The following is a 24,574-nucleotide window of genomic DNA, read 5'->3' on the forward strand; positions in this document are numbered from 1 at the left end:
TTCGACCGCTGCCACGGCGTCGCGCCGCCGCGACCGCCCGGACGAGGAGTCGCACCCCCATGGCCGTACACCCCGCCTATCCCGTAGGCCTCCGTCTGACCGGCCGTCGTGTGGTCGTCCTCGGCGGCGGCCAGGTCGCCCAGCGCCGCCTGCCGGCGCTCATCGCGGCCGGCGCGGACATCGTGCTGGTGTCACCGGAGGCGACCCCGTCCGTCGAGGCCATGGCGGACACGGGCGAGATCGCCTGGCAGCGGCGCCCGTACCGGGAGGGCGACCTCGCCCATGCCTGGTACGCGCTGATCGCCACCAGCGACCACGACGCGAACACCCGTGCCTCCGCCGAGGCGGAGGCCCACCGCGTGTGGTGCGTGCGCTCCGACGACGCCGACGCGGCGACCGCCTGGACCCCGGCCACCGGCCACAGCGAGGGCGTCACGGTCGCCGTGCTCACCACCGACGCGCGCGGCCGCGACCCCCGGCACACCGCCGCCGTCCGGGACGCGGTCGTCGAGGGCCTGCGCGACGGCACCCTCGTCGCCCCGCACCACCGCACCCGCACCCCCGGCGTCGCCCTGGTCGGCGGCGGCCCCGGCGACCCGGACCTGATCACGGTGCGCGGGCGGCGGCTGCTCGCCGAGGCCGACGTCGTCATCGCCGACCGGCTCGGCCCGCGCGACCTGCTCGCCGAACTCCCGCCGCACGTCGAGGTGATCGACGCGGCGAAGATCCCCTACGGCCGGTACATGGCCCAGGAGGCCATCAACAACGCGCTCATCGAGCACGCCAAGCAGGGCAGGTCGGTGGTCCGGCTCAAGGGCGGCGACCCCTATGTCTTCGGCCGCGGCATGGAGGAGCTCCAGGCGCTCGCCGAGGCCGGCATCCCGTGCACCGTCGTCCCCGGCATCTCCAGCTCCATCTCGGTGCCGGGCGCGGCCGGCATCCCGGTCACCCACCGTGGGGTGGCGCACGAGTTCACCGTGGTCAGCGGGCACGTGGCCCCGGACGACGAGCGCTCCCTGGTCGACTGGCCGAGCCTCGCCAAGCTCACCGGCACCCTCGTGATCCTCATGGGCGTCGACAAGATAGGCAGGATCGCCGAGACGCTCGTGGCCCACGGCAAGTCCCCGGACACCCCCGTCGCCCTGGTCCAGGAGGGCACGACGGCCGCCCAGCGCCGCGTCGACGCCACCCTCGCGACCGTCGCCGAGACCGTGCGCGCCCAGGACGTGAAGCCGCCCGCCGTCATCGTCGTCGGCCCCGTCGTCGCGGTGGGCCCGCCCGCCGCCGGGTGACCCGCGCCGACCGAGCCATCGCACCGTTCCGAGGACAAGGCAGTACCACCCCCGTGGCCGATCTCATCACCGTGGACGACCCCGCCGATCCGCGTCTGCACGACTACACGAACCTGACCGACGTCGAGCTGCGCCGCCGCCGCGAACCCGCCGAGGGCCTGTTCATCGCCGAGGGCGAGAAGGTCATCCGCCGCGCCCGCGACGCCGGTTACGCGACGCGCTCCATGCTGCTGTCAGCCAAGTGGGTCGACACCATGCGCGACGTCATCGACGAACTCACCGCCCCGGTCTACGTCGCCGCGCCCGAGGTGGCCGAACAGGTCACCGGCTATCACGTGCACCGCGGCGCGCTCGCCGCCATGCAGCGCAGACCGCTGCCCACGGCCACCGAGGTGCTGCGCACCGCCCGCCGGGTCGTGGTCATGGAGTCGGTCAACGACCACACCAACATCGGCGCCGTCTTCCGGTCGGCCGCGGCCCTCGGCATGGACGCCGTCCTGCTCTCCCCGGACTGCGCCGACCCGCTGTACCGGCGCAGCGTCAAGGTCTCCATGGGCGCCGTCTTCTCCGTGCCCTACGCCCGCCTCGACAGTTGGCCGGGCGACCTGGAGCCGGTCCGCGAGGCCGGCTTCGCCCTCCTCGCCCTCACCCCGCACGAGAAGGCGAAGACCCTCGACGAGGTCGCCCCGCACACGATGGACCGGGTCGCCCTGATGCTCGGCGCCGAAGGGACCGGCCTGTCCCGCCGGGCGCTGTCCGCCGCCGACGAGTGGGTCCGCATCCCCATGTCCCACGGCGTCGACTCCCTCAACGTCGGCGCGGCCGCGGCGGTCGCCTTCTACGCCGTCGCCACCGGCCGTCCAACGGCGTAACCGGTCCGGCCCTCGCGTCGGCGGGCGCTACCGCCCGGCGGGAGCGCCCTGGTCCGGTGCGTACGGCCGGCCGGCCGGGGCCGCCGCCACGTGCCCGCGCCCCGCCCCGCCGTCGCCGCCCAGGCCGCGTGAGGGGCCCTGGCAGCCCTGCGCCGCCGCGATGCCGAGCGCCACCAGGAGCGTCACGACCACGAACACGAACAGCCGCTGCCGCAGCAGCCGGGGATTGGCGGGCCGCCTGCCGGTCGAGGTGTTGCGCGGACGCGGCCGGGCGGCGCCGCCGCGCGGAGCGGGACGGCCGCCGCCCGCCGGACGCGAACCGCCGCGGGAGGCCGGGATCGGCCGCCCGCCCCCGGCACGGGAGGACCCGCCGGTGCCGCGCGGCACGCCGCCGCCCCGGGGCGAGCCGCCCGTGCGCGGCGAGCCGCCGCGCGAGGGGGGCACCGAACCGCGCGGGGGGGCGGTCGCGGAGGAGGAGCCCTGCGGCCGCCGCCGGCCCCGCTGCTGCTCGGCGTGGCCGGGGCGCGGTTGCTCGGGACGGCCGACCCGCTGCTGCTCGGGGTAGGTGGCGCGCTGCTGGTCGGGATAGGTGTCGGCGAGCCGGCCGGTCGGCCGGTCGGCCTCGGCGGCACGAGGCGCGGGCGGGCGCAGATCGCCCAGCCCCTGTGCCTCGCGGGCCGCGATCTCCTTCAGCCGCAGCGACAACTGCAGTGTGCTGGGCCGTTCCTCGGGGTCCTTCGCCAGGCAGGCCCGCACCAGCGGGGCCAGCGCGTCGGGCACGCCGTGCAGTTGGGGCTCCTCGTGCACCACCCGGTACAGCATCACCTCGGAACTGCCGTGGCCGAACGGCGAGTCGCCCGTCGACGCGTACGCCAGGGTGGCCCCCAGCGAGAACACGTCGGTGGCCGGGGTGACGGCGGCGCCGCGCACCTGCTCGGGGGCGAGGAAGCCGGGGGAGCCGACCGCGGTGCCGACGTGCGTGAGCGTCGAGGCGCCGGTCGCCCAGGCGATGCCGAAGTCGATGATCCGCGGCCCCTTGGGGGACAGCAGGATGTTGGAGGGCTTGAGGTCGCGGTGCACCACCCCGGCCTCATGGACGGCGACCAGTCCCTCGGACAGCGCGGCCCCGATCGACGCCGCCTCCGCGGCGCCCAGCGCGCCCTCGTCGGCCACCTTGTCGTGCAGGGAGGGGCCGGGCACGTACTGCGTGGCGAACCACGGCCGGTCCGCCTCCAGGTCCGCCGCCACCAGCCGTGCCGTGCACCCGCCCCGGATCCGCCGGGCCGCGGAGACCTCGCGCGCGAACCGGGAGCGGAACTCCTGGTCCTCCGCGAGATCCGGCCGGATGACCTTCAGCGCGACCCGCTGGCCCTTGCGGTCGGAGCCGAGGTAGACCACGCCCATCCCGCCCGCGCCGAGCCGTCGGTGAAGCCTGAACGAGCCGACGACGCGCGGGTCCTCGCGCCTCAGGCGCATCATCGCCATGTTCATCCCCGCTGCCCGGTCCCTGTGACGAGCCACAGCTTACGTTTCCGGGGCCGTTCCCGCGCAGAGGCCGCGCCCTCTCTACCCGATCGATTGTCATTGCCCCACGGGCCACTTGAGGGGCGGTCAGCGAACCGGAGCCCCCGCCGCCCGGGCGCCACGGCCACCCCCAACCACCGGACGCGGTAGGGGCGTTGGCCGACCGAGGGGCGTCCTGGGGGCGAGGGCCGCGGATACGGCGGGCGGGTACGGGAGCGCGACGGACGCGGCGGACCGGCCGGCACGGACGCCGGTCCACCCGGACTTGACGGGAGTGAGCGAAGTCACGGGGTGAAGCGGTGGAAGTCGGACACTTCGGGTGCCGCCTCAGGGAAGACCCCGAGACCCGCGACCACGTCTCCACCCAGGGGAGTACGCGCCGCGCCACGGCTCATCCTCCCGGAGGCCCGGCAAGGGGTACGAGGGCATGACGCCCGGCCGCCGCCCCGCGCCTAGATTTGAGGACAAGCGGCGGGTGCAGCACTCGTCCCCCGAGGTCAGGCACCCGCCGCTGCCAGCGACAACTGAGACGGTCAGGAGAGGGACCATGGCCCACACGGCACCGCGGACACTGTTCCACGGTCAGGGACGCCGCACGCGCCCGCGTCGTACGGGCCGTCGCCACCCCTTGGTGGCGACGGTGATGGCCCTTCCCCTGGCGGCCCTGCTCCTGCTCGTCTTCGACGGCTGGGAGACGGTGGCCACACAGGCGTCGTCCGTGGGAGTGATGCTGGGGCGCTGAGCGGCGACCCCAGGCCCGGATGAGCGGTCCGGGCGGGGACATCCACCCATGAAACCCCGTGGGGACGGGGGTGCGGCGGACGGCAGAATGCCGGCGCAGCTGGGGAGCTGCGCCGGCATTGACCTTTTCCGGAACGCCGGCCGCGGCGGACGCCGCCGCGACACGCACCGCCCCTCCACGGCGGCCCTGCTCCAGGACCCTCCCCACCCCGCGACTCCCTGAGGCACTGTCCACTCCCGCCGCCCGCGGACCACCCCCTCCGGCTCCCTCTCCACCCCCGTCAACCGCTGCCTCCGGGTCCCCTCGCACTCCCGGCCGCCCGCGGGCCGCTCCCTCCACGCTCCCGTGGCCCGCCCCGTAAGCTCACGGTCGCCGCCTTACCCGAGGGAGCCCCGTGACCGCCGACGCCCTGCTGCCCGAGCTGACCGCGCAGGCCGCCAGGGCCGCCCACCGCGAGGCCACCGGCTGCCCCTGCGAAGCGGGCGTCCTCGCCGTCCGCCCCGACGCCACCGTCGTCCGGCACGCCGGCGCCGTCGCCAAGGCCCACGCCCCCGGCACCGATCCCGAGCGGCTCGCCCGCCTCCTCACCACCGCCGCGGGCCTGCCCGGCGTCCTGCTGCCGCCGCTCGCCCCGCGGCCCCTCCCGCTCCACGACCGCCTCGTCACCCTGTGGCCCTACGGCACGCCCGTGGACCCCGACGACCCGGACGCCGCCCCCTGGGAAGCCGCCGCCACGCTCCTGGCCCGGCTCCACCGCAGCCCCGCCCCGCCGGGGCTGGCGCCGATGCGCGGCCCCGCCAAGGCCGCGCAGGCCGTCGCCCGGCTCCGCGCCGCCGCCCCCGGCCACCCGGCGACACCTCCCGTCCTGCGCGCCTGGGCCACGCTCCCCGCCTGGGCCCGCGCCGAGGAGCCCATGCCGGGCCCCGGCCGCCTCTGCCACGGCGACCTCCACCTCGGCCAGCTCGTGCGTCACCCCGCGCCGGACGGCCCCTGGCTGCTGATCGACGTCGACGACCTCGGAACCGGCGTGCCGGCCTGGGACCTGGGGCGGCCCGCGGCCTGGTTCGCCTGCGGGCTGCTGCCGCCCGAGGCCTGGACGCGTTTCCTCGGCGCCTACCGCGCCGCGGGCGGACCGGCCGTCCCGGCGGCCGGCGATCCCTGGGCCGCGCTGGACACCGCGGCCCGCGCCCTGACCGTGCAGACCGCCGCGCTGGCCGTCGCCAAGGCGACCGAGGCGGGGCGCCCGGTGGACGAGGTCGAGCGGACCGTGGTGGACGCCTGCGACCGAATGAGCCGCATCCCGGCCCAGTTGGCCGGCGGTCCGCGGAAGTAGGGTGCAACCGACCGCGGTCGGACGGAGTCTGTCCTGGCGGTACCCGAAGCAGAACCCACCGGCGAGGAGTTGAGCCGAGCATGCAGTGTCCGAAGTGCCATGCGCCGATGCACACCTACAACCGCAACGGCGTCCAGATCGAGCAGTGCAGCGGCTGCCGCGGCATCTTCCTCGACTACGGCGAGCTGGAGGCGCTGACCCGCCTGGAGTCCCAGTGGACCCAGCCCATGCCTCCCCCGCCCGCCCCGCAGGCCTACCCGGCCGCGCCCGCTCCCGCCTGGGGCGCGCCGCACGGCGGCGGCCACTACGGCCACGGCCACCACCACAAGAAGAGCTTCGGCCGCATGCTGTTCTCCAGCTGACCGACGACGAAGCCCCCGGCCGTACGAGACGGCCGGGGGCTTCGCGATGTGTGGACGATACTGGGATTGAACCAGTGACCTCTTCCGTGTCAGGGAAGCGCTCTCCCGCTGAGCTAATCGTCCTCTGGACCGTGATCGTACGCCGACGAACACGGGCACTGCGTGCGCGATACTGGGATTGAACCAGTGACCTCTTCCGTGTCAGGGAAGCGCTCTCCCGCTGAGCTAATCGCGCGGGTGGAAGCCCTGAGGCTTCAGTGGACGATACTGGGATTGAACCAGTGACCTCTTCCGTGTCAGGGAAGCGCTCTCCCGCTGAGCTAATCGTCCTTGGAGGTGGAGACGGGATTTGAACCCGTGTAGACGGCTTTGCAGGCCGTTGCCTCGCCTCTCGGCCACTCCACCAGGAGTGCAGGGGACCGGGAGTCCCCTTCTTCCTACGAGCGGACGACGAGGCTCGAACTCGCGACCTCAACCTTGGCAAGGTTGCGCTCTACCAACTGAGCTACGTCCGCCTGTCGGTTCGGTCCGCTTCCGCGTCCCGGCGACGTGTTGAACTCTAGCGGATTCCCGGGCCAGCACAAAAACGCGTTTGCGCAGCGTGCGCCGGTGCCTGCCGGCGAGCACCCCGTCACGCCCCCCGGCCGGGCCCCCGCAGGTCACGCCCGGGTCACCCGCCCGACACCCGCCATAGACTCGACCGCGTGTCCGACCTGCCTCCCCTCGCCCGCTTCGGCGACCGTCTCGCCACCGGCCTGGCCGACGTCACCAGCGACCCCGCGGCCCTGGACTCCAGCGGCTTCTGGGCCGTCGCCGCCGACTACGAGGGCCGGCTGACCTGCGCCCGCTTCCGCGACGTGCGGGAGGAGGCCGTGCCCGCCCCCGCGCCGGGGCGCTGGCGCGGCCCGGCCGCCGGCGACTGGACGTCGTCCCTGGACCGCGCCGCGTACACGGCGGGCGTACGGCGGATCCGCGAGCACATCGCGGCCGGCGAGGTCTATCAGGTGAACCTCTGCCGGGTGCTGTCCGCGCCCGTCGCGACCGGCGCCGACGTGGACGCCCTGACCGCCGTGCTGGCCCGCGGCAACCCGGCGCCGTACGCCGGAACGATTCGCCTGCCGGGGCACGGCGTGGAGATCGCCACCGCCTCCCCGGAACTGTTCCTGCGCCGCGCCGGGCGTGTCGTGGAGTCCGGACCGATCAAGGGCACCGCCCCCACCGAGGCGGAACTCCTGGACAAGGACCACGCCGAGAACGTGATGATCGTGGACCTGGTCCGCAACGACCTCGGGCGCGTCTGCGTCACCGGCAGCGTCACCGTCCCCGACCTGTGCGCCGTGGAGAAGCATCCCGGCCTGGTCCACCTCGTCTCCACGGTCCGCGGCGAGCTGCGGTCCGGCGCCGGCTGGCCCGAGCTGCTGACCGCCGCCTTCCCGGCCGGCTCGATCACCGGCGCCCCCAAGTCGAGCTCCCTGCGGATCATCGACGCCCTGGAGACCGCGCCCCGCGGCCCGTACTGCGGCGGCATCGGCTGGGTCGACGCCGACCGCGGCACCGGCGAGCTGGCCGTGGGGATCCGCACCTTCTGGATCGACCGCGGCCCCGGCGGCGCGGCCGTGCTGCGGTTCGGCGCCGGCGCCGGCATCACCTGGGACTCCGACCCCGAGGGGGAGTGGCGGGAGACCGAGCTGAAGGCCGCCCGGCTGCTCGCGGTAGCGTCGGGGACGTACGCGGAGACCGGACTGTGACACCGGCGGCGGCGCACCCGGCCGGTCGGACGGCACGGGCGGGCGGGCGGCCGCCGCGACACACCCGGCACGGACTTGTGAGGTAGGGAAACAGTGAGGATCTGGCTCGACGGCGGGCTGCGGGACATCGAGTCCGCGCGCGTCTCCGTCCTCGACCACGGACTGACCGTGGGCGACGGCATCTTCGAGACGGTCAAGGCGGTCGACGGGAAGCCCTTCGCGCTCACCCGCCACCTGGACCGGCTGACCCGCTCGGCGCGCGGCCTCGGCCTGCCCGACCCCGATCAGGACGAGGTCCGCCGCGCCTGCGCCGCCGTCCTGGAGGCCAACCCCATGCCGCTCGGCCGGCTGCGCGTCACCTACACCGGGGGCCACGGCCCGCTCGGCTCCGACCGCGGCGACCAGGGCGCCACCCTGGTGGTGGCCCTCGGCGCGACCAGCCGCCGCCCCGACTCCACCGCCGCCGTCACGGTCCCCTGGACCCGCAACGAACGCGGCGCGCTCACCGGCCTGAAGACCACCTCGTACGCCGAGAACGTCGTCGCCCTCGCCCACGCCCACCGGCACGGCGCCTCCGAGGCCCTGTTCGGCAACACGGTCGGACAGCTCTGCGAGGGCACCGGGTCCAACGTCTTCGTCGTCCTGGACGGAGAGATCCACACCCCGCCGCTCGCCTCCGGCTGCCTCGCCGGCGTCACCCGCGCGCTCGCCGTCGAGTGGACGGGCGCCAAGGAGACCGACCTGCCGCTGGACGTGCTCGACCGGGCCGAGGAGGTCTTCCTCACCTCCACCCTGCGCGACGTCCAGGCCGTCCACCGCGTCGACGACCGCCAACTGCCCGGCACGGCGGGCCCGGTGACCGCCAAGGCGATGCGGATCTTCGACGAGCGCTCGGGCGACGACCTCGACCCGTGACGACGGGCCGGGCCCGTCCGGCGGATCGGGCGGCAGACGCCGGGCAGACCCCTAATTGGGCTGACCCGGAGCCCGACAGGGGGTAGAACACCTCTGATGACCACGACCCTGCGGCCCGCCGAGCCGCTCCAGCAGCACGCCGACGGCACCCGTTCACGCCGCTACCAGGTGTGCGTGAACAGCCGTCCCGTCGGCGCGGTACACCTCGCGACGCACCCCGTCTTCGGGCCGACCGTCGCCCGCGTCCTCGATCTGCGCATCGACGAGCCGGACCGCCGGCGGGGCCGGGCCACGGTCGCCGCGCTGGCCGCCGAGGAGGTGGTGCGCGGATGGGGCTGCGAGCGGATCGAGGCCACCGTGCCCGCCGACGTGCCGGCCGCCGTCCGGCTCGCCACCGCGCTCGGCTACGTCCAGCGCAACCGCGGCCTGAGCAAGCAGCTCGGCGCCGTCCCGCCGGAACTGCCCGCGGGCACCCGCGGCAGGGACCTGACGGAGGCCGAGTACGGGCCGTGGCTCGACGAGGGCAGAGCCGGCTACGCCCAGAGCTGGATCGACCGAGGCGTTCCCGCCGAGCAGGCCCGGGCGAAGTCGGAGAGCGACCACGCCCGGCTGCTGCCGCAGGGCGCCGCCACCCCCGGCGTGCGGCTCAGCGTCCTGGAGCACGAGGGCACACCGGTCGGCACCCTGTGGGTGGCCATCGAGGAGGACCGCGCCTACGTCTACGACGTCGAGGCCGACGAACGCTTCCGCGGCCGGGGCCACGGCCGTTCGCTGATGCTCCTGGCCGAGCGGCACGCCGTGGCCGCCGGGAAGACCGTCATCGCTCTGAACGTCTTCGCGGGCAACACCCCGGCCGAGCGGCTCTACGAGTCCCTCGGCTACGAACCGACGATGTACGCCATGTACAAGCCGCTGCTGTAGGAGCGCCCCCCTCGTCCGGACGGTGCCGGAACGGGTCCGGACGGTGCCGACCGCGCACGGTCCGGACGCGCACGGGGCGGACGAGCGCCGGGGGAGATCGGCGGGCCGGGACGCGGGAACCCCGGTGCGGACGCGGCGCGGGGCGCCGGGGATCAGGAGTCGCCGGACCGGTCGACCGGTCCGGACGGCCGGCCGGTTCGGACGTTCAGTCGGTCTGCCCGGCCTCGGCCAGCAGCCGGTCCACGATCTCCTCGACGCGCTCGCGCAGCCCCTCCTGGCTCTTGCCGCCGTCCAGGCGCTCACCGCCGACCACGTACGTCGGGGTGCCGGTCACGCCGATCGCCTTGCCCTCGGCCTGGTCGGCGTCGACGATCAGGATGTGCCGGCCGTCGATGAGCGCGGTGTCGAACTCCTCCGCGTCCAGGCCCAGTTCCCGGGCCGTGTCGATCAGGAAGGACTCGCCCCGACGGTCCAGCTCCTCGACCCGGTCGAGCACCGCCTCGACGTACGGCCACAGCCGGCCCTGCTCGGCGGCCTCCTCGGCGGCCTGGGCGGCGGCGAAGGAGTGCTTGTGCTTCTCCAGCGGGAAGTGCCGCAGCCGCAGCTCCAGCCGGTCGCCGTAACGGGCGCGCAGGGCGCGCAGGTCGTCCAGGGCGGTGCGGCAGTCGGGGCACTGCAGCTCGCACCAGACCTCGAGAACCGGGACGGCGGGTGCGGGGGAGGAGTCGCTCATGCGCCCAGTCTTCCAGGCCCGGGGCACCGGACCCAATCCGGACCGCACGGCTCCGCGCGCTCCCCGGGCGATGCCGCTCGGCCCCGCACGCCCCCGCACGACCGCGTACGGTCCCGTGCGGCTCGGCGCGTGCCGGGACCGCGACCGGCACCTGCGGAGGAGACGACCCGGAGATGTCCCTGATGTGCGGCGGGAACGTGGCCCCGGGGGGATCGGTCGGTGCAGGATGGAAGGGACGAACCGCCCGACCGCTCAGCTCCGCCTGGAGGACCGGATGATTGCCGAGACCGTCTGCTCCGCCGTCTCCGCGGCAGGCCTGGGCATCGCCGCGGTCACCGCCTACCGCAGGCGCTTCCTCGCGGCGACCCGCATCGCCGCCTACTCCCTCGTGCCGGTCGCCCTGGTGATGACCGGGATCGTCGGCTGGCTGGCCGACACGGCCTTCAGTCCCACGGCCTGGGCCGGCTTCGGCCTGCTGGGCTGCGCCTGGGTGCTCTTCGCGACGACCCGCGCGGTGGAGCGCCGCCGCGGCGGCACCCGCAAGGAGCGCAGGGCGGCGGCCCGCGCCGAGGCCCAGGACGCGGTGGCCCCGGCCGCGTCCGCGCCGTCCCTGGGCCCCGCCGCCCGCCCGGCCGCCCGGCCCGCCGCCCGTCCGGAGGCGAAGGCGAAGCCCCGCGGCGAGGACGACTTCAGCGACATCGAGGCCATTCTCAAGAAGCACGGCATATGAGGAAGCGCGACTGAAGGAGCGCGGCGCGGGACGGAGGTCCGGCCGGGCACGACCGTCCGGGCCGGCCACAGCCGACCGGCCCGGAGGACGGTCCTGGTCAAACGCACGATGTCGAGGGCGGCCACGGAAGTGATCAGTACCTGGGCCGATTCGAAACGAAGATCACGGAAATCGGCGAACTCCCGGACATTCCGTGCGTGTTGATCGCGTCGGTGTCGCCGCCTGCGTCATCATCGCCGCGAGATGGTGGACACGACACAGAGCGAGGCCGCGCCGCCGAAGGACAAGCCGCGCGGCTGCCTCTTCGCCCTATCCCAGCCACCGCTGATGATCTTCCTTGCGGTGATCGGGAGTCTGCTGCTCATGGCTGCCCTGCACGACCTGCTGTTGCTGTGAGCCGTACCCGTGGCCCTCGGCGTCACCCGCCGAGGGCCACGACACCACCGACGGCACGTGCCCGTCACCGGCACGGCACACGACCGGCACGGCACCCCACCGGCGCGGCGCTCATCGGCACGACGCCGCGGCCCGTCGGCGCGGTACCGGATCCGTCAGCCCGTGGCCTCCTTGCGGCGCGCCCGGTACGCCGCCACGTGCAGCCGGTTCCCGCAGGTCCGGCTGTCGCAGTACCGCCGCGACCGGTTGCGGGAGAGATCGACGAAGGCACGCCGGCAGTCGGGGGCCTCGCAGCGCCGCAGCCGCTCCTGCTCCCCGGCGACCACGAAGAAGGCGAGCGCCATGCCGCAGTCCGCCGCCAGGTGATCGGCCACGGAGGCGCCGGGGGCGAAGTAGTGGACGTGCCAGTCGTAGCCGTCGTGGTCGGTCAGCCGCGGCGTGGTGCCGGCCGCGGCCACCAGCTCGTTGATCAGCTGGGCGGCCGTACGGGAGTCCGGGGCGGCGAAGATCTGCGCGAACCGGCCGCGGATCCGGCGCACCGCCGAGAGGTCGAACTCCGAGAGCACCCCGACGTCGCTCATCTTGTGGCTTCGCACGAAATCCGCGAGTGCCGTGACGTCCGCCAGCCCGTCCGGCGCCGCGTCGTCCTCCGGTGCGGTGTTCACCAGATCCACCACGGTGTCCAGCGCGCACCGGGTGTCGTGGGTGATCAGCACGTTTCGCTCCCTGGCCTGGGGATCGGGCAGACGCCCGCCGATGCAGGCCGATGGTAGTGGCTCCGCCGTCACCCGAGCGGCGCCGACGGCGCGCGCACCCGGCCACGGCGTCGCGCGGCTGCTCCGGCCGCCCCCGAGGCGGCCGGCGGTCACCGTGCGTCACCGTGGCCGGTGGCGTGCGCGGGCGCGCCGGAACCGGTCCCCCGCGGGGAACCGGTACCAGTGCTTCCCTATGCGGTTGTCCTGGCCCGAGCCGTCTCCCCGAGTGGACGGCGACGGGCAGCTCGAAGGGGCTGCCGCTAACTCTCCGCGAGGATGTGCGAGAGCTCCTGATCGAGATCGAAGTGCCGGTGTTCCGTGCCGGGAGGCACGGCGGCGTCGGTTCGCTTCAGGAAGGACTCCAGGGCCCGCGCCGGGGCCTCGAGAAGGGCCTCGCCCTCCGGAGAGCTCAGGGCGATGCACACGACGCCCTGACCATGACTGCGCGACGGCCAGACACGGACGTCGCCGGTTCCAGTGGGACGGTGAAGCCCCTCGGCGAGGAGGTCGCGGGCGAACACCCACTCGACGGTCTCCTCGGCTCCGGTGTGGAAGGTGGCGTGCACGGCGTAGGGGTCGGCCGTGTCGTACCGCAGGCCTGCGGGGACAGGCAGGGATGACTCGCTCGACACAACGAGGCGCAGGTGCAGCTCGCAGCTGACCGTGGTGTTCATAAGCGCCAGGGCCTTTCGCTCAGTGTGCGCTCGGGGATTCGCACGTCGGCGAAATCGACATGCCACCTACGGTGCCGTTGTAAACCCCTCTGAGTGTTTTGCCTGGCTTTACGTAACTCTTCCGGCCGAGAACCGGTTCGGGCGGTACGGCCATTCCGGTGACTTGTTTCTCTCCGGTAGGGTTTCGGCATATGAATACGGGGAGTGACGAGCCGGGTGAGGTTGCCGCGGCGTCGGACGGAGTGACGATGGAGGGGCAGGCGAAGGACGCGGACGAGGACGGCGACCGCCGCGGGCTGGGTTCGCGGGCGCCGGAGTTCGTCCGGTCCCGGCGGGCGCTGCACCTGAGCTGGCAGGTCGGTGTCTTCGTCGTGGGCCTCGCGGTCGTCGCCGCCGGTGTGGTCATGCTGCCGCTGCCCGGACCGGGCTGGGTGGTGATCTTCGGCGGCATGGCGATCTGGGCGACGGAGTTCGTCTGGGCCCAGCTGGTGCTGCGCTGGACCAAGCGCAAGGTCACCGAGGCGGCGCATAAGGCCCTCGACCCCAAGGTGCGTCGCCGCAACATCATCCTGACGGCGACCGGCCTGGTGATCGTCGGGGTGCTGGTCGGGGTCTACGTGTGGAAGTTCGGCCTGGTCCTGCCCTGGAACATCCGGAACCAGTGACCTGTCCCCGGCGGGGGCAGGGGGCGGCTGGGGGCCTCACGGGGCCCCTGGTCCCGAGCACCGGCTGACATGCGGTAATGTTCTTCCTGTGCCCGGGCGATTAGCTCAGTGGGAGAGCGCTTCGTTCACACCGAAGAGGTCACTGGTTCGAACCCAGTATCGCCCACCCGGAAACCACGGCCCGTCCGCGATCAAGCGGACGGGCCGTGGTCGTGTCCGCGGCCGCCGTCGCGTCCGGCCGCGACGGGCGGGACGGCCTCCGGCGTGCCGTGATGACGAACCGTCACCCACGGCGGACCGTCGGCCGCCGACCGAAGGATCAATCAGACCATTGCGCCTTCCGAGAAGAACTTCTCACCGACCGAGCAGATCAAGGTGAAGGCGGACTTTCAGACGTATCGGTCTCTCCGGGGGAACTCCCGGAGCGGCTCCCGCCGAAAATCCGGGGGCGTTTTCCGAAAGGCCGTCACTTTCCTTGCGGAGCAGGCGGCGAGAAGAATCCGCGATCGCCGCGCACGACCGGGCACACTGGACCGCCATGGATTGGACCCACTACCGCTTCCGCAGCCTGTGGCACCTGAGCGCGCCGCCCGCGACCGTGTACGGCGCGCTGGAACGGGTCGAGGACTACCCGAGATGGTGGCGACAGGTGCGCGAGGTGCGGCGCACCGGCGAGAGCGGCGCGGCCCTGCGGATCCGCTCCCTGCTGCCGTACGACCTGGTCCTCACCGTGCGCGAGACGCGCCGGGACCCGGCGGCCGGCGTCCTGGAGGCGGTGGTCTCCGGTGACATCGAGGGCTGGGCCCGCTGGACGCTCACCGCGCACGACGCGGGCACGCTGGCCCGCTACGACCAGGTCGTCGACGTGGACAAGCCGCTGCTCAGACGGTTCGCCGTGCCCGGCCGGCCCGTCTTCCGGCTGAACCACCGGCTGATGATGCGGTCCGGACGGCGGGGCCTGGCGGCCCACCTCGAAGCGGTTTGAAGGAAGGCCGCCGGGACCTGTATTGTTCAGTGCGTTCCCGGGCGATTAGCTCAGCGGGAGAGCGCTTCGTTCACACCGAAGAGGTCACTGGTTCGATCCCAGTATCGCCCACCACCGCGAGAGCGGCGTGGTCAGCACGGAGTGCGGACCACGCCGCTCTCGTCATGTCCCGCGCGCCGCGTGCGGCGGGGGCTCTGTCGCCCGCTCCCCACCGGCCGGGGCCGCCGGGCCCCACACCGGGCCCGGTCGCCACCGGAGCGGCGGCTCACGCCGCTGCCGGGAGCTCCGGCCGCAACGGCCAGGACGGATCCACGACCTCCTCCGTGCCGCTGCGCGCGAACCACGCCTGCAGACCGCGGGCCTGCGCCGCGTGCCACCCCGTCTGCAGGGTGTGCAGCTCCGCGGGCGACAGACGCTCCAGCCGGGTCGAGAAACGCCGGCCGAGCGCGCGCACGACCTCCAGCGCGGCCAGCGCGTCCGCCGCCGCGTCGTGCGCGTCCGCCAGCGTCACCTCGTAGTGCGCGCACAGATCGGTCAGGGTCCGCCGGCCCTTGCGGTAGCGGTCCAGGTGCTTGTCCAGGACCCGCGGGTCCAGCACCCGCAGCGGCGTCGCCTCGAACCAGCGCTCCAGCGAGGACGCCCGGTGGCGGCGCAACTCCCGGTCCAGCAGCGTCAGATCGAACGGCGCGTTCATCACCACCAGCGGGCGGCCCCGCGCCGCGTGCTCCGCCAGCTCCTCGGCTATCTCGTACATCACGGGGGCCGGCCAGCGCCCGTTGCGCTGCAACTGGTCCTCCGTCAGCCCGTGCACGGCCGTCGCCTCCCGCGGCACCGGAACCCCCGGGTTCACCAGCCAGCGGGACACCCGCGGCCGTGAACCCGGGGCGTCCTGGACGACGACGGAGGCCGACACGATGCGGTCGGTCTCGACGTCGACGCCCGTGGTCTCGGTGTCGAAGGCGGCCAGCGGCCCCTCGTACCAGCAGCACGTCATGTCGACCACAACTCCTCGCTCACCTCGGGCAGCTGACGCGCCGTCTTCCGCCCGTTCGGTGATACCCGCCCTGTTTGCGCCGTACGCCGGAAGGAGACAACAGGAGTACGGGTCTTTGCAGTTCACGGACCCGCCGCGGGGACGTCCCCCACTGACTCTTTCCACTCATCCGGTCAGGAAGGCTGTCGGCCATGGCGATAGCGCAGCCCGAGCGGGGCGGGCTGCTGCCCGAGCGTGCGGGCACCCTGCGCGGCACACTCGCCACCACCGCCTGCATGGAGACCCTGCAGGTGGGCTATCTGCACGCGGTCGCCGCGGCGGCCGGCTGCTCGCTGTCCCAGCCCTTCCCGGACAACGGCATCGACTGGCACGTCAGCCACAGCGCCCCCGGACACACCGTCGACGACGAGGTGACCATCAAGGTGCAGCTCAAATGCACCTACCAGCTGCCGCCGAACCCCCCGGGCCGGTTCTTCTCCTTCACCCTGGACAACGCCCACCTGGCGAAGCTCGCCCGCACCCCGGTCTCGGTGCACAAGATCCTCGTCGTGATGATCGTGCCCCGCTCCCAGGACCAGTGGCTGCGGGCCGGGCACGACCGGCTCGACCTCCGGCACTGCTGCTACTGGGTCAACCTCGCCGGCCACCCGATCACCGGCCGGACCCGCACCACCGTGCGGATACCGACCTCGCGCATCTTCGACGACCGGGCCCTGTGCGAGATCATGACGCGGGTCGGGACGGGAGGCAGACCATGACGCACCGCCCCCTCGGCGACCCGGCGCACCGTCCCCCGGGCGAAGGCGCGCACCGGTCCGTCGGCGACCCGCAGCGGCCCGCACGGCCGCACCCCGCCGACCAGCCCTGGAACCGCTCGCCGCTCCCCGCCGACGTCGACCCGGCCGTGCTCGGCGCGCTGCTGCGCCGGCACGGCTGGCAGCGGCGCGGCGGCGCCGCCGGACGCTACGGCCGCTGGACCCCGCCCGGCCCCGGCGCCGCCGCGACCAGCCTGCTGGTGCCCGAGAGCCGCGCCTTCCCCGACAGCGACGACCTGCTCGGCGAGGCGCTCGACGCCCTCGCCCGCAGTCACACGCCCGCCGCCCGGGAGGTGCTGGTCGCGCTGACCGTGCCCAGCGACGAGATCCACTGGTGGCGCGACGTGCCGGGCGGACCGGCCGGCGCCGCGCCCTGGACGGTCCAGGAACGGCTGCGTTCCGCCGCCCGCCAGACACTGCTCGCCGCCGCGCTCGCCACCCGCGCCCGGGCCGGCTACCACGGCGCCCGGCACCGCCGCTCGGCCGCCGCGGCCCTGGAACACGTCCTCGTCGGCTCCGCCACCGACGGCAGCGGCCTGACCGCCTTCGTGCCCGTCACCCCCGGCCGCGCCCTCGCCGTACGCCTCCACCAGGCCCTCTACGCCGTGCGGGAGGCCGTCGACTACCGGCGGGCCACCGGCGCCATGGACGCCTTCGACGGCGCCGTCCGGGCGGGCGCCAGCCGAGAGCTCACCGAGGCCCTGGTCGCGTTGGTGCGCGGCACCGAGGGCGCCCGCGTCTCGGTGGACTGGGCGCCCGCCGCCGGCGTCCCCGCGGACTGCGCCGCCGGGGCGGTCGAGTTCTCGCCCGGCGACCTGCCCGTGCTGCGCGAGGCCGGCGCCCGCTATCTGCGCGCCGAACCGTCCGTGCCCGCGCGGATCACCGGCGCGGTGGTCCGTATGCGAAGGCCGCAGCCGCACGGCGAGGGCACGGTACGGCTGCGGGTGATCTCCGGCGCGGAGGTGCCGTACGTCCGTGTCGCCCTGGACGAGGAGGACTACCGCACCGCCGGGCACGCTCACCTGGTCGGCCTGCCGGTGCGGGTTCTCGGGCGGCTGGAGAGCCGCGGCGGATTCCGCCGGCTCACCGGCGCCTGCGAGGTCGCGCCCGTGCCGGTGGACGAGGAGGAACGAGAGCGGCTGATGAAGTGGCTGCGGGAGGAATCGGCGGACCCGGACTTCTTCGGCGGGGCGTGCCCGCCCGGGGACTGACGGTAACCGTTTCGCGATCGACGGGCCCGGGTCGGTACGATCCCGTCATGCGCGCGCTCCCGGTATGGCGCCGCATTCCACCTGCAGTCAGGAGAGACCGGTGTCAGACGTCCGTGTGATCATCCAACGCGATTCCGAGCGGGAAGAGCGCACGGTGACGACGGGCACCACGGCCGCCGACCTCTTCGCCGGCGAGCGCTCGATCGTCGCCGCCCGCGTCGACGGCGAGCTGAGGGACCTGGCGTACGAGCCGCGGGACGGCGAGACCGTCGAGGGCGTCGAGATCTCCTCCGAGGACGGTCTGGGCATCCTGCGCCACTCCACCGCGCACGTCATGGCGCAGGCCGTGCAGGAGATCTTCCCCGAGGCCAAGCTGGGCATCGGCCCGCCGGTCCGCGACGGCTTCTACTACGACTTCGACGTCGAGAAGCCGTTCACGCCCGAGGATCTCAAGGCCGTCGAGAAGAAGATGCAGGAGATCCAGAAGCGCGGGCAGAAGTTCTCCCGCCGCGTCGTCACCGACGACGAGGCCCGCGCCGAGCTGGCCGACGAGCCCTACAAGCTGGAGCTGATCGGCCTCAAGGGAAGCGCCTCCCACGACGACGGCGCGGACGTCGAGGTCGGCGCCGGCGAGCTGACCATCTACGACAACCTGGACGCCAAGACCGGCGAGCTGTGCTGGAAGGACCTCTGCCGCGGTCCCCACCTGCCCTCCACCCGCCTCATCCCGGCGTTCAAGCTGATGCGCAACGCGGCCGCCTACTGGCGCGGCAGCGAGAAGAACCCGATGCTCCAGCGCATCTACGGCACCGCCTGGCCGTCCAAGGACGAGCTGAAGCAGTACCTCGACTTCCTCGCCGAGGCCGAGAAGCGCGACCACCGCAAGCTGGGCAACGAGCTGGACCTGTTCTCCATCTCCGACCAGATCGGCTCCGGCCTCGCCGTCTTCCACCCCAAGGGCGGCACGATCCGCCGCGTCATGGAGGACTACTCGCGCCGCCGCCACGAGGAGGAGGGCTACGAGTTCGTCTACACCCCGCACGCGACGAAGGGGAAGCTCTTCGAGACCTCGGGCCACCTGGACTGGTACGCCGACGGCATGTACCCGCCCATGCAGCTCGACGAGGGCGTGGACTACTACCTCAAGCCCATGAACTGCCCGATGCACAACCTGATCTTCGACGCGCGCGGTCGCTCCTACCGCGAACTGCCGCTGCGCCTGTTCGAGTTCGGCACCGTGTACCGGTACGAGAAGTCGGGCGTCGTGCACGGCCTGACCCGCTCGCGCGGCTTCACCCAGGACGACGCGCACATCTACTGCACCCGTGAGCAGATGGCCGAGGAGCTCGACAAGACGCTCACCTTCGTGCTGAACCTGCTGCGCGACTACGGTCTGACCGACTTCTACCTGGAGCTGTCCACCAAGGACCCGGAGAAGTTCGTCGGCTCCGACGAGGTGTGGGAGGAGGCCACCGAGACCCTGCGCCAGGTCGGCGAGAAGCAGGGACTCGAACTGGTCCCCGACCCGGGCGGCGCCGCGTTCTACGGCCCGAAGATCTCCGTCCAGGTCAAGGACGCGATCGGGCGCACCTGGCAGATGTCGACCGTCCAGCTCGACTTCAACCTGCCCGAGCGGTTCAACCTGGAGTACACCGCGGCCGACGGCTCCAAGCAGCGGCCGGTCATGATCCACCGCGCGCTGTTCGGCTCCATCGAGCGGTTCTTCGCGGTGCTCCTGGAGCACTACGCGGGCGCGTTCCCGGCGTGGCTGGCGCCGGTGCAGGCGATCGGCATCCCGATCGGCGACGCGCACGTGGAGTACCTGGAGAAGTTCACGGCGGCGGCCCGCAAGAAGGGGCTGCGCGTCGAGGTCGACTCCTCCTCGGACCGCATGCAGAAGAAGATCAGGAACGCCCAGAAGCAGAAGGTGCCCTTCATGGTCATCGCCGGCGACGAGGACATGGCCAACAACGCCGTCTCCTTCCGCTACCGCGACGGCTCCCAGGAGAACGGCATCCCCTTCGACGACGCCATCGCCAAGATCGCGAAGGTCGTCGAGGAGCGCGCCCAGGTCTGAGCGACGGGCACGACGGCAGCGGGCGGCCCCCGGTGAAGCACCTCTCACCGGGGGCCTTGCCCTGCGCCCCGGTCCGAAGCCATATGCTGACTGGCATGACGAGTGAGCCGGAGCAGCAGATCGGAGTGGGGACGCAGGACGCGTTCCAGCGCCTGTGGACGCCCCACCGGATGGCCTACATCCAGGGCGAGAACAAGCCGACCGGCCCGGGGTCCGGCGACGGCTGCCCCTTCTGCGCCATCCCGGCCAAGTCCGACGAGGACGGACTGATCGTCAAGCGCGGCGAGCAGGTGTACGCGGTGCTCAACCTCTACCCGTACAACGGCGGCCACCTGATGACCGTGCCCTACCGGCACGTCGCCGACTACACCGACCTCACCGCGGCCGAGACCGCCGAGCTCGGGGAGCTGACCAAGCAGGCGATGCGGGCCCTGCGCGCCGCCTCCGGTGCGCAAGGCTTCAACATCGGCATGAACCAGGGCTCCGTCGCCGGCGCCGGCATCGCCGCCCACCTCCACCAGCACATCGTGCCCCGCTGGGGCGGCGACACGAACTTCATGCCGGTGGTCGGACACACCCGGGTGCTGCCCCAACTGCTCGCCGACACCCGCAAGATGCTCGCCGAGGCCTGGCCGGCGTAGCCCGGGACCCTACGCGTCGTACAGGTCGGCCTTCTTGGGCGACGCGTCCTGGACGGCTCCGCTGAGGACCGACGAACGGCTGCCGAACTTCTCCACGTCCACGCCGTTGTCCCGAAGCGTCTTGAGCGCCGCCGCGTGCACCACTCGCAGCACCGGAGTGGCGGCGCGCAGCGCGTCGTCGGCCATGAAGCGGTGCCGCCAGGGCTGGTCGGCCCAGGCGTGCCGCAGACCGAACGGCTCGGGCAGGGTGAGGCTGCCGCCGAGCCAGTTCAGCAGCGGCGGGTACCAGGTCAGGGGGGCGCGGGCGGCCAGCCGTACCACCTCGTCGGTCTCGATCAGGGGCAGCTTCACCTTGCGCGTCTCCCAGAACCGGAACGCCTTCTGCACCTCCTTCTCCTTGGCCGCGGGCTTCTCGTTGAACAGGGGGTTGACCGGGCCCAGGGCGTGGCCGGTGACCTCGATGCGCAGGGTCTCGTGCAGCACCGTCACGGTGATGAGCATGGTGATCACCAGGTGGCCGTCCCACAGCGTCCACTGCACCCCGAGGTAGTGCCGGTCGCCGCCGCCGAACTGCTGCTTGTTGCAGATGTCCTGCACGGCGTGGGTGCGGACGGTGTACGCGTCCACGTCGGTGCCGCTGGGCCGGGAGACCTCCTTGGCGTTCTCCCCGATCGGTGTGACGATCCAGTGCGTGATCGACGGCTTGGTGAAGCCGCCGGTGTTGATGGGCGTGCGCTCCAGCATCCCCAGACCGCCCTGGATGGCGGTGATCACGTCCCAGCTGCGGAACGGGTGGAAGTCCTTGCCCGGCTCGGCGGAGACCAGGTCCTCGGCCAGCTGCCAGCTGCCCCACCGGGTGCCCATGCCGAGTATGCCCTTGGGGCCGGCGTAGAAGACCGAGTTGGAGCGCTGCTCGGCGCCGAGCCGGGCCAGTTCCTTGCGCACCTGCTCGGCCGCGTCCCCGGGGCTGCCGGGGACCGCCTCGGGGATCTTCGCCCCGACGCCGCCACCGGTCAGCAGGGCCGACCAGCGGTCCCTGAGGTCGCGCGCGGTGCGCTCACAGATCTGCTTGGCCCAGAACCAGCCGATGACCGGCATGACGACCGCCGCCCGCGCGTACCAGGCCCAGAACCCGTGGAAGGGCATCTTGACCAGGAACAGCACCGCGAGCGCCCCCATGGCCGTCAGCAGCGCCGTGCCCATCGCGCCGGCCCGCTTGTCCTCGCGCCGGCTGACGGTGGTGCGCAGGGTGAACACCAGCAGCCACACCAGGAACCCGGGCAGGAAGAGGACCCCGCACAGCACGGTCACGGCGGACAGCCAGTTGTCGCGCTCCCGCCGGATGCGGTGCGCCGCCAGGCAATGCTCGACCACCACCTGCGGTTCGATGCCGAAGGACTGGATGAGCGGCTTGCGTCCGGCGCCCAGCATGCGGTCGATCACCGCGCGCGAGAACGCCTCGCCGAACTTGGGACGGAGGATCTTCGCCCAGGGGCGGGGAGGCGTGACCGTGGACTGGTGCCACTCGTTGTCGGCGTCCTTGATCTTGACCAGCTCGTCGTCCCGGTAGGCCGCCGAGGCCAGGGCGTAGGTCGCCGCCGTCTGCCCCGCCGTGCCCGAGAGGGGCACCTGCGCCCCGGGACTGAAATCGAATCCGTCCGTCACTGCCGCCCCCACTGCCGCCGAGTCTGCTCCTGCGGCCTTCCCGACTTCCCTGCCCCGCACACCTGTTGATCAGGTCATCAGCGTATCCGCACCCGCGTGCGCGCGGAGGTGGACGGCCGAAGCCGCCCACCTTTTCGCAGCGAAGCGTTCCGTGCCCTTGCGCGGACGCCCGGTCGTGCGCCGGGCGCGTCGACTAGGAGGCTTCGCGCTCCTGTTGACGGATCCGCTCGGCGACCTGCGGCGGCATCGGCTCGTGCCGCACGTAGCGGCGGTCGAAGCGGGCCGTGCCGTGCGAGAGGGACCGCAGGTCGACCGCGTACCGGCCGATCTCGATCTCGGGCACCTCGGCGCGCACCAGCGTGCGTCCGCCGGCCACCTGCTCGGTGCCCAGCACCCGGCCGCGCCGCCCGGACAGATCGCTCATCACGGCGCCCACGTAGTCGTCGCCGACCAGGACGCCCACCTCGGCCACCGGCTCCAGCAGATGGATCCTCGCCTCGGCCGCGGCCTCCCGCAGCGCGAGGGCGCCCGCCGTCTGGAACGCGGCGTCGGAGGAGTCCACCGAGTGCGCCTTGCCGTCGAGCAGCGTGATCCGCACGTCGATCAGCGGATGCCCGGCGGCGACCCCCTTGGCGGCCTGCGCCCGTACGCCCTTCTCCACCGAGGGGATGAACTGCCGGGGCACCGCGCCGCCGACCACCTTGTCGACGAACTCGATGCCGGAGCCGCCCGGCAGCGGCTCCACCTCGATCTCGCAGATGGCGTACTGCCCGTGCCCGCCCGACTGCTTGACGTGCCGGCCGCGCCCGGCGGACCGGCCGGCGAACGTCTCCCGCAGACGGACCCGGTGCGGCACCACGTCGACCTGGACGCCGTAGCGGCTGCGCAGCCGCTCCAGGACGACGTCGGCGTGGGCCTCGCCCAGACACCACAGCACCACCTGGTGGGTGTCCTGGTTGTGCTCCAGGCGCATCGTCGGATCCTCGGCGACCAGCCGGGCCAGCCCCTGGGACAGCTTGTCCTCGTCCGCCTTGCTGTGTGCCTGGACGGCCAGCGGCAGCAGCGGGTCGGGCATCCGCCACGGCTCCATCAGCAGCGGGTCGTCCTTGGCGGAGAGCGTGTCGCCGGTCTCGGCGCGGGACAGCTTGGCCACCGAGACCAGGTCGCCGGCGACGGCGTGGCTCACGGGACGCTGCTGCTTGCCGAACGGCGTCGACAGCGCGCCGACACGCTCGTCGACGTCGTGGTCCTCGTGGCCCCGGTCGGCGAGCCCGTGCCCGGAGACGTGCACCGTCTCGTCGGGACGCAGGGTGCCGGAGAAGACGCGGACCAGGGAGACCCGGCCTACGTAGGGGTCGGAAGAGGTCTTCACGACCTCGGCGACCAGCGGTCCGTCCGGATCGCACGGCTTCAGCTCGCGCGGTGCGCCGTCGACCGCGGTGACCCCGGGCGCCTCCCGCTCCAGCGGTGTCGGGAAGCCGCGTACGACCAGGTCGAGCAGCTCCACGGTGCCGATGCCCTGCTTCGCGCCCTCGGCCGCCGGCGCGGCGGCCAGCACCGGGAAGAAGGAGCCGCGCGCGACGGCCCGCTCCAGGTCCCCGACGAGCGTGTCGAGGTCGACCTGCTCACCGGCGAGGTAGCGGTCCATGAGGGTCTCGTCCTCGCTCTCGGCGATGATCCCCTCGATGAGCCGGTCGCGGGCCTCCTCCATCTCCGGCAGCTGGTCCGCGCCCGGCTCGGACTCCTTGCGCTCGCCGGTCGAGTAGTCGAACAGCTTGCGGGTCAGCAGCCCCACCAGGCCGGTCACGGGCGCGTGCCCGTCGGGGCCCTCGGGTCCGCGCAGCGGCAGGTACAGCGGCAGCACGGCGTCCGGGTCGTCCGCGCCGAACGCCTCGGCGCACACCCGCGTCATCTCCTCGAAGTCCGCGCGCGCCGACTCCAGGTGCGTGATCACGATGGCCCGCGGCATGCCGACGGCCGCGCACTCCTCCCACACCATGCGGGTCGAGCCGTCCACGCCGTCGGAGGCCGAGACGACGAACAGGGCCGCGTCCGCCGCCCGCAGACCGGCCCTGAGCTCCCCGACGAAGTCCGCGTAGCCGGGGGTGTCCAGCACATTGATCTTGACGCCCTCCCACTCGACGGGCACCAGGGACAGCTGCACCGAGCGCTGCTGGCGGTGCTCGATCTCGTCGTAGTCCGAGACGCAGCCGCCGTCCTCGACGCGGCCCGCCCGGTTCACCGCTCCCGCCGTCAGCGCGAGAGCCTCCACCAATGTCGTCTTGCCCGATCCGGAGTGGCCGACCAGCACCACATTCCGTATGGACGCGGGTCGGTCGGCCGCCATTGCCCTGCCGGCGGCTCCGGGGTGTGTGTGCGCCTTGTCGCCCATGATCCTGCCTCCCGTTGACGGTGAGGTCACTGTGGGCGCGGACACGCGGCACCGCGTGCACTGGCGGCTCCTGCGACGCCCGCGGTCCTTCGAGCTTTCCACTCCCGTCATGCCGCGTCCATACGAAGGACC

Annotated in this window: 23 protein-coding genes and 7 tRNA genes; 18 read left to right on the forward strand and 12 right to left on the reverse strand. The window is 73.2% G+C overall.

Annotation, left to right across the window (positions count from 1 at the left end; all coding sequences use genetic code 11):
- Positions 1-59 precede the first annotated feature (59 nt).
- Together cobA and ACH5A8_RS21930 are read left to right on the forward strand one after the other, a co-directional pair.
- Positions 60-1,292, forward strand: a complete 1,233-nt coding sequence (gene cobA, locus ACH5A8_RS21925) for a uroporphyrinogen-III C-methyltransferase (protein ID WP_399004373.1) — start codon at positions 60-62, stop codon at positions 1,290-1,292.
- Between the two features lie 53 nt (positions 1,293-1,345).
- Positions 1,346-2,164, forward strand: a complete 819-nt coding sequence (locus ACH5A8_RS21930) for a TrmH family RNA methyltransferase (RefSeq protein ID WP_399004374.1) — start codon at positions 1,346-1,348, stop codon at positions 2,162-2,164.
- A gap of 27 nt (positions 2,165-2,191) precedes the next feature.
- Here ACH5A8_RS21930 and ACH5A8_RS21935 read toward each other — a convergent pair whose 3' ends face one another.
- Entirely contained in the window at positions 2,192-3,655 is a 1,464-nt protein-coding gene (locus ACH5A8_RS21935; RefSeq protein ID WP_399004377.1) for a serine/threonine-protein kinase, read from the reverse strand.
- 580 nt (positions 3,656-4,235) lie between these two features.
- Here ACH5A8_RS21935 and ACH5A8_RS21940 point away from each other — a divergent pair.
- The 3 genes from ACH5A8_RS21940 to ACH5A8_RS21950 all read left to right on the forward strand — a co-directional run bounded on the left by ACH5A8_RS21940 (position 4,236) and on the right by ACH5A8_RS21950 (position 6,125).
- Complete coding sequence (locus ACH5A8_RS21940) at positions 4,236-4,430, forward strand: hypothetical protein (protein ID WP_399004379.1); 195 nt, start codon at positions 4,236-4,238, stop codon at positions 4,428-4,430.
- Between the two features lie 394 nt (positions 4,431-4,824).
- Entirely contained in the window at positions 4,825-5,763 is a 939-nt protein-coding gene (locus ACH5A8_RS21945; protein ID WP_399004381.1) for a phosphotransferase family protein, read from the forward strand.
- Positions 5,764-5,843: 80 nt separating this feature from the next.
- On the forward strand, positions 5,844-6,125 hold the full coding sequence (locus ACH5A8_RS21950; protein WP_399004382.1) for a zf-TFIIB domain-containing protein: 282 nt from the start codon (positions 5,844-5,846) through the stop codon (positions 6,123-6,125).
- A 51-nt stretch (positions 6,126-6,176) separates the two neighbouring features.
- Here the strand turns inward: ACH5A8_RS21950 and ACH5A8_RS21955 are convergent.
- From ACH5A8_RS21955 to ACH5A8_RS21975, 5 genes are all read right to left on the reverse strand, one after another.
- Positions 6,177-6,248: transfer RNA gene (locus tag ACH5A8_RS21955), tRNA-Val, on the reverse strand.
- A 40-nt stretch (positions 6,249-6,288) separates the two neighbouring features.
- A tRNA-Val gene (locus ACH5A8_RS21960) sits at positions 6,289-6,360 on the reverse strand.
- Positions 6,361-6,383: 23 nt separating this feature from the next.
- Positions 6,384-6,455: transfer RNA gene (locus ACH5A8_RS21965), tRNA-Val, on the reverse strand.
- Position 6,456: 1 nt separating this feature from the next.
- Positions 6,457-6,530 (reverse strand) — tRNA-Cys (locus tag ACH5A8_RS21970).
- 37 nt (positions 6,531-6,567) lie between these two features.
- Positions 6,568-6,640, reverse strand: a tRNA-Gly gene (locus ACH5A8_RS21975).
- Between the two features lie 189 nt (positions 6,641-6,829).
- On the opposite strand from ACH5A8_RS21975, the gene ACH5A8_RS21980 reads away from it, so the two are divergent.
- The 3 genes from ACH5A8_RS21980 to ACH5A8_RS21990 all read left to right on the forward strand — a co-directional run bounded on the left by ACH5A8_RS21980 (position 6,830) and on the right by ACH5A8_RS21990 (position 9,709).
- Positions 6,830-7,873, forward strand: coding sequence for a chorismate-binding protein (locus ACH5A8_RS21980; protein ID WP_399004384.1), 1,044 nt, complete (start codon positions 6,830-6,832; stop codon positions 7,871-7,873).
- A 93-nt stretch (positions 7,874-7,966) separates the two neighbouring features.
- A complete protein-coding gene (locus ACH5A8_RS21985; protein WP_399004386.1) occupies positions 7,967-8,788 on the forward strand; it encodes an aminotransferase class IV in 822 nt (273 codons plus the stop codon).
- A 96-nt stretch (positions 8,789-8,884) separates the two neighbouring features.
- A complete protein-coding gene (locus ACH5A8_RS21990) occupies positions 8,885-9,709 on the forward strand; it encodes a GNAT family N-acetyltransferase (protein ID WP_399004388.1) in 825 nt (274 codons plus the stop codon).
- A 205-nt stretch (positions 9,710-9,914) separates the two neighbouring features.
- On the opposite strand, the gene ACH5A8_RS21995 is transcribed toward ACH5A8_RS21990, so the two are convergent.
- A complete protein-coding gene (locus tag ACH5A8_RS21995; protein ID WP_399004390.1) occupies positions 9,915-10,442 on the reverse strand; it encodes a DsbA family protein in 528 nt (175 codons plus the stop codon).
- A 274-nt stretch (positions 10,443-10,716) separates the two neighbouring features.
- Here ACH5A8_RS21995 and ACH5A8_RS22000 point away from each other — a divergent pair, with 274 nt between their 5' ends.
- Entirely contained in the window at positions 10,717-11,172 is a 456-nt protein-coding gene (locus ACH5A8_RS22000; RefSeq protein WP_399004392.1) for a hypothetical protein, read from the forward strand.
- Positions 11,173-11,415: 243 nt separating this feature from the next.
- Positions 11,416-11,568, forward strand: a complete 153-nt coding sequence (locus ACH5A8_RS22005) for a hypothetical protein (RefSeq protein ID WP_399004393.1) — start codon at positions 11,416-11,418, stop codon at positions 11,566-11,568.
- Positions 11,569-11,723: 155 nt separating this feature from the next.
- Here the strand turns inward: ACH5A8_RS22005 and ACH5A8_RS22010 are convergent, their stop codons facing one another.
- A complete protein-coding gene (locus tag ACH5A8_RS22010) occupies positions 11,724-12,284 on the reverse strand; it encodes a CGNR zinc finger domain-containing protein (protein WP_399004395.1) in 561 nt (186 codons plus the stop codon).
- A 299-nt stretch (positions 12,285-12,583) separates the two neighbouring features.
- Entirely contained in the window at positions 12,584-12,997 is a 414-nt protein-coding gene (locus ACH5A8_RS22015) for an SsgA family sporulation/cell division regulator (protein WP_004002642.1), read from the reverse strand.
- 191 nt (positions 12,998-13,188) lie between these two features.
- On the opposite strand from ACH5A8_RS22015, the gene ACH5A8_RS22020 reads away from it, so the two are divergent.
- The 4 genes from ACH5A8_RS22020 to ACH5A8_RS22035 all read left to right on the forward strand — a co-directional run bounded on the left by ACH5A8_RS22020 (position 13,189) and on the right by ACH5A8_RS22035 (position 14,761).
- Positions 13,189-13,662 carry a TIGR02611 family protein gene (locus ACH5A8_RS22020; protein ID WP_399004397.1) on the forward strand — a complete coding sequence of 158 codons (474 nt, stop codon included), beginning with the start codon at positions 13,189-13,191 and terminating at the stop codon, positions 13,660-13,662.
- A 94-nt stretch (positions 13,663-13,756) separates the two neighbouring features.
- Positions 13,757-13,828, forward strand: a tRNA-Val gene (locus tag ACH5A8_RS22025).
- Positions 13,829-14,200: 372 nt separating this feature from the next.
- Positions 14,201-14,647 (forward strand): SRPBCC family protein, encoded by a 447-nt coding sequence (locus tag ACH5A8_RS22030; protein ID WP_399004399.1) that lies wholly within the window; start codon positions 14,201-14,203, stop codon positions 14,645-14,647.
- Between the two features lie 39 nt (positions 14,648-14,686).
- Positions 14,687-14,761 (forward strand) — tRNA-Val (locus ACH5A8_RS22035).
- Positions 14,762-14,912: 151 nt separating this feature from the next.
- Here the strand turns inward: ACH5A8_RS22035 and ACH5A8_RS22040 are convergent.
- Positions 14,913-15,641 (reverse strand): 3'-5' exonuclease, encoded by a 729-nt coding sequence (locus ACH5A8_RS22040; protein ID WP_399004628.1) that lies wholly within the window; start codon positions 15,639-15,641, stop codon positions 14,913-14,915.
- A 191-nt stretch (positions 15,642-15,832) separates the two neighbouring features.
- Here ACH5A8_RS22040 and ACH5A8_RS22045 point away from each other — a divergent pair, with 191 nt between their 5' ends.
- The 4 genes from ACH5A8_RS22045 to ACH5A8_RS22060 all read left to right on the forward strand — a co-directional run bounded on the left by ACH5A8_RS22045 (position 15,833) and on the right by ACH5A8_RS22060 (position 20,385).
- Positions 15,833-16,399 (forward strand): DUF4365 domain-containing protein, encoded by a 567-nt coding sequence (locus ACH5A8_RS22045; RefSeq protein WP_399004401.1) that lies wholly within the window; start codon positions 15,833-15,835, stop codon positions 16,397-16,399.
- Positions 16,396-17,667 carry a hypothetical protein gene (locus ACH5A8_RS22050; protein ID WP_399004403.1) on the forward strand — a complete coding sequence of 424 codons (1,272 nt, stop codon included), beginning with the start codon at positions 16,396-16,398 and terminating at the stop codon, positions 17,665-17,667. The genes ACH5A8_RS22045 and ACH5A8_RS22050 overlap by 4 nt, the downstream gene beginning before the upstream one ends.
- Positions 17,668-17,767: 100 nt before the next feature.
- On the forward strand, positions 17,768-19,744 hold the full coding sequence (thrS, locus tag ACH5A8_RS22055; protein ID WP_399004405.1) for a threonine--tRNA ligase: 1,977 nt from the start codon (positions 17,768-17,770) through the stop codon (positions 19,742-19,744).
- Positions 19,745-19,827: 83 nt separating this feature from the next.
- Positions 19,828-20,385 (forward strand): HIT family protein, encoded by a 558-nt coding sequence (locus ACH5A8_RS22060; RefSeq protein WP_399004407.1) that lies wholly within the window; start codon positions 19,828-19,830, stop codon positions 20,383-20,385.
- Between the two features lie 9 nt (positions 20,386-20,394).
- Here the strand turns inward: ACH5A8_RS22060 and ACH5A8_RS22065 are convergent, their stop codons facing one another.
- Positions 20,395-22,050, reverse strand: coding sequence for a hypothetical protein (locus ACH5A8_RS22065; protein WP_399004409.1), 1,656 nt, complete (start codon positions 22,048-22,050; stop codon positions 20,395-20,397).
- A 193-nt stretch (positions 22,051-22,243) separates the two neighbouring features.
- Complete coding sequence (locus ACH5A8_RS22070; protein ID WP_399004410.1) at positions 22,244-24,442, reverse strand: elongation factor G-like protein EF-G2; 2,199 nt, start codon at positions 24,440-24,442, stop codon at positions 22,244-22,246.
- Between the last annotated feature and the right edge of the window lie 132 nt (positions 24,443-24,574).

This window comes from Streptomyces sp. NPDC018610 (assembly GCF_044391765.1).
In the GTDB taxonomy this organism is placed as follows: Bacteria; Actinomycetota; Actinomycetes; order Streptomycetales; family Streptomycetaceae; genus Streptomyces.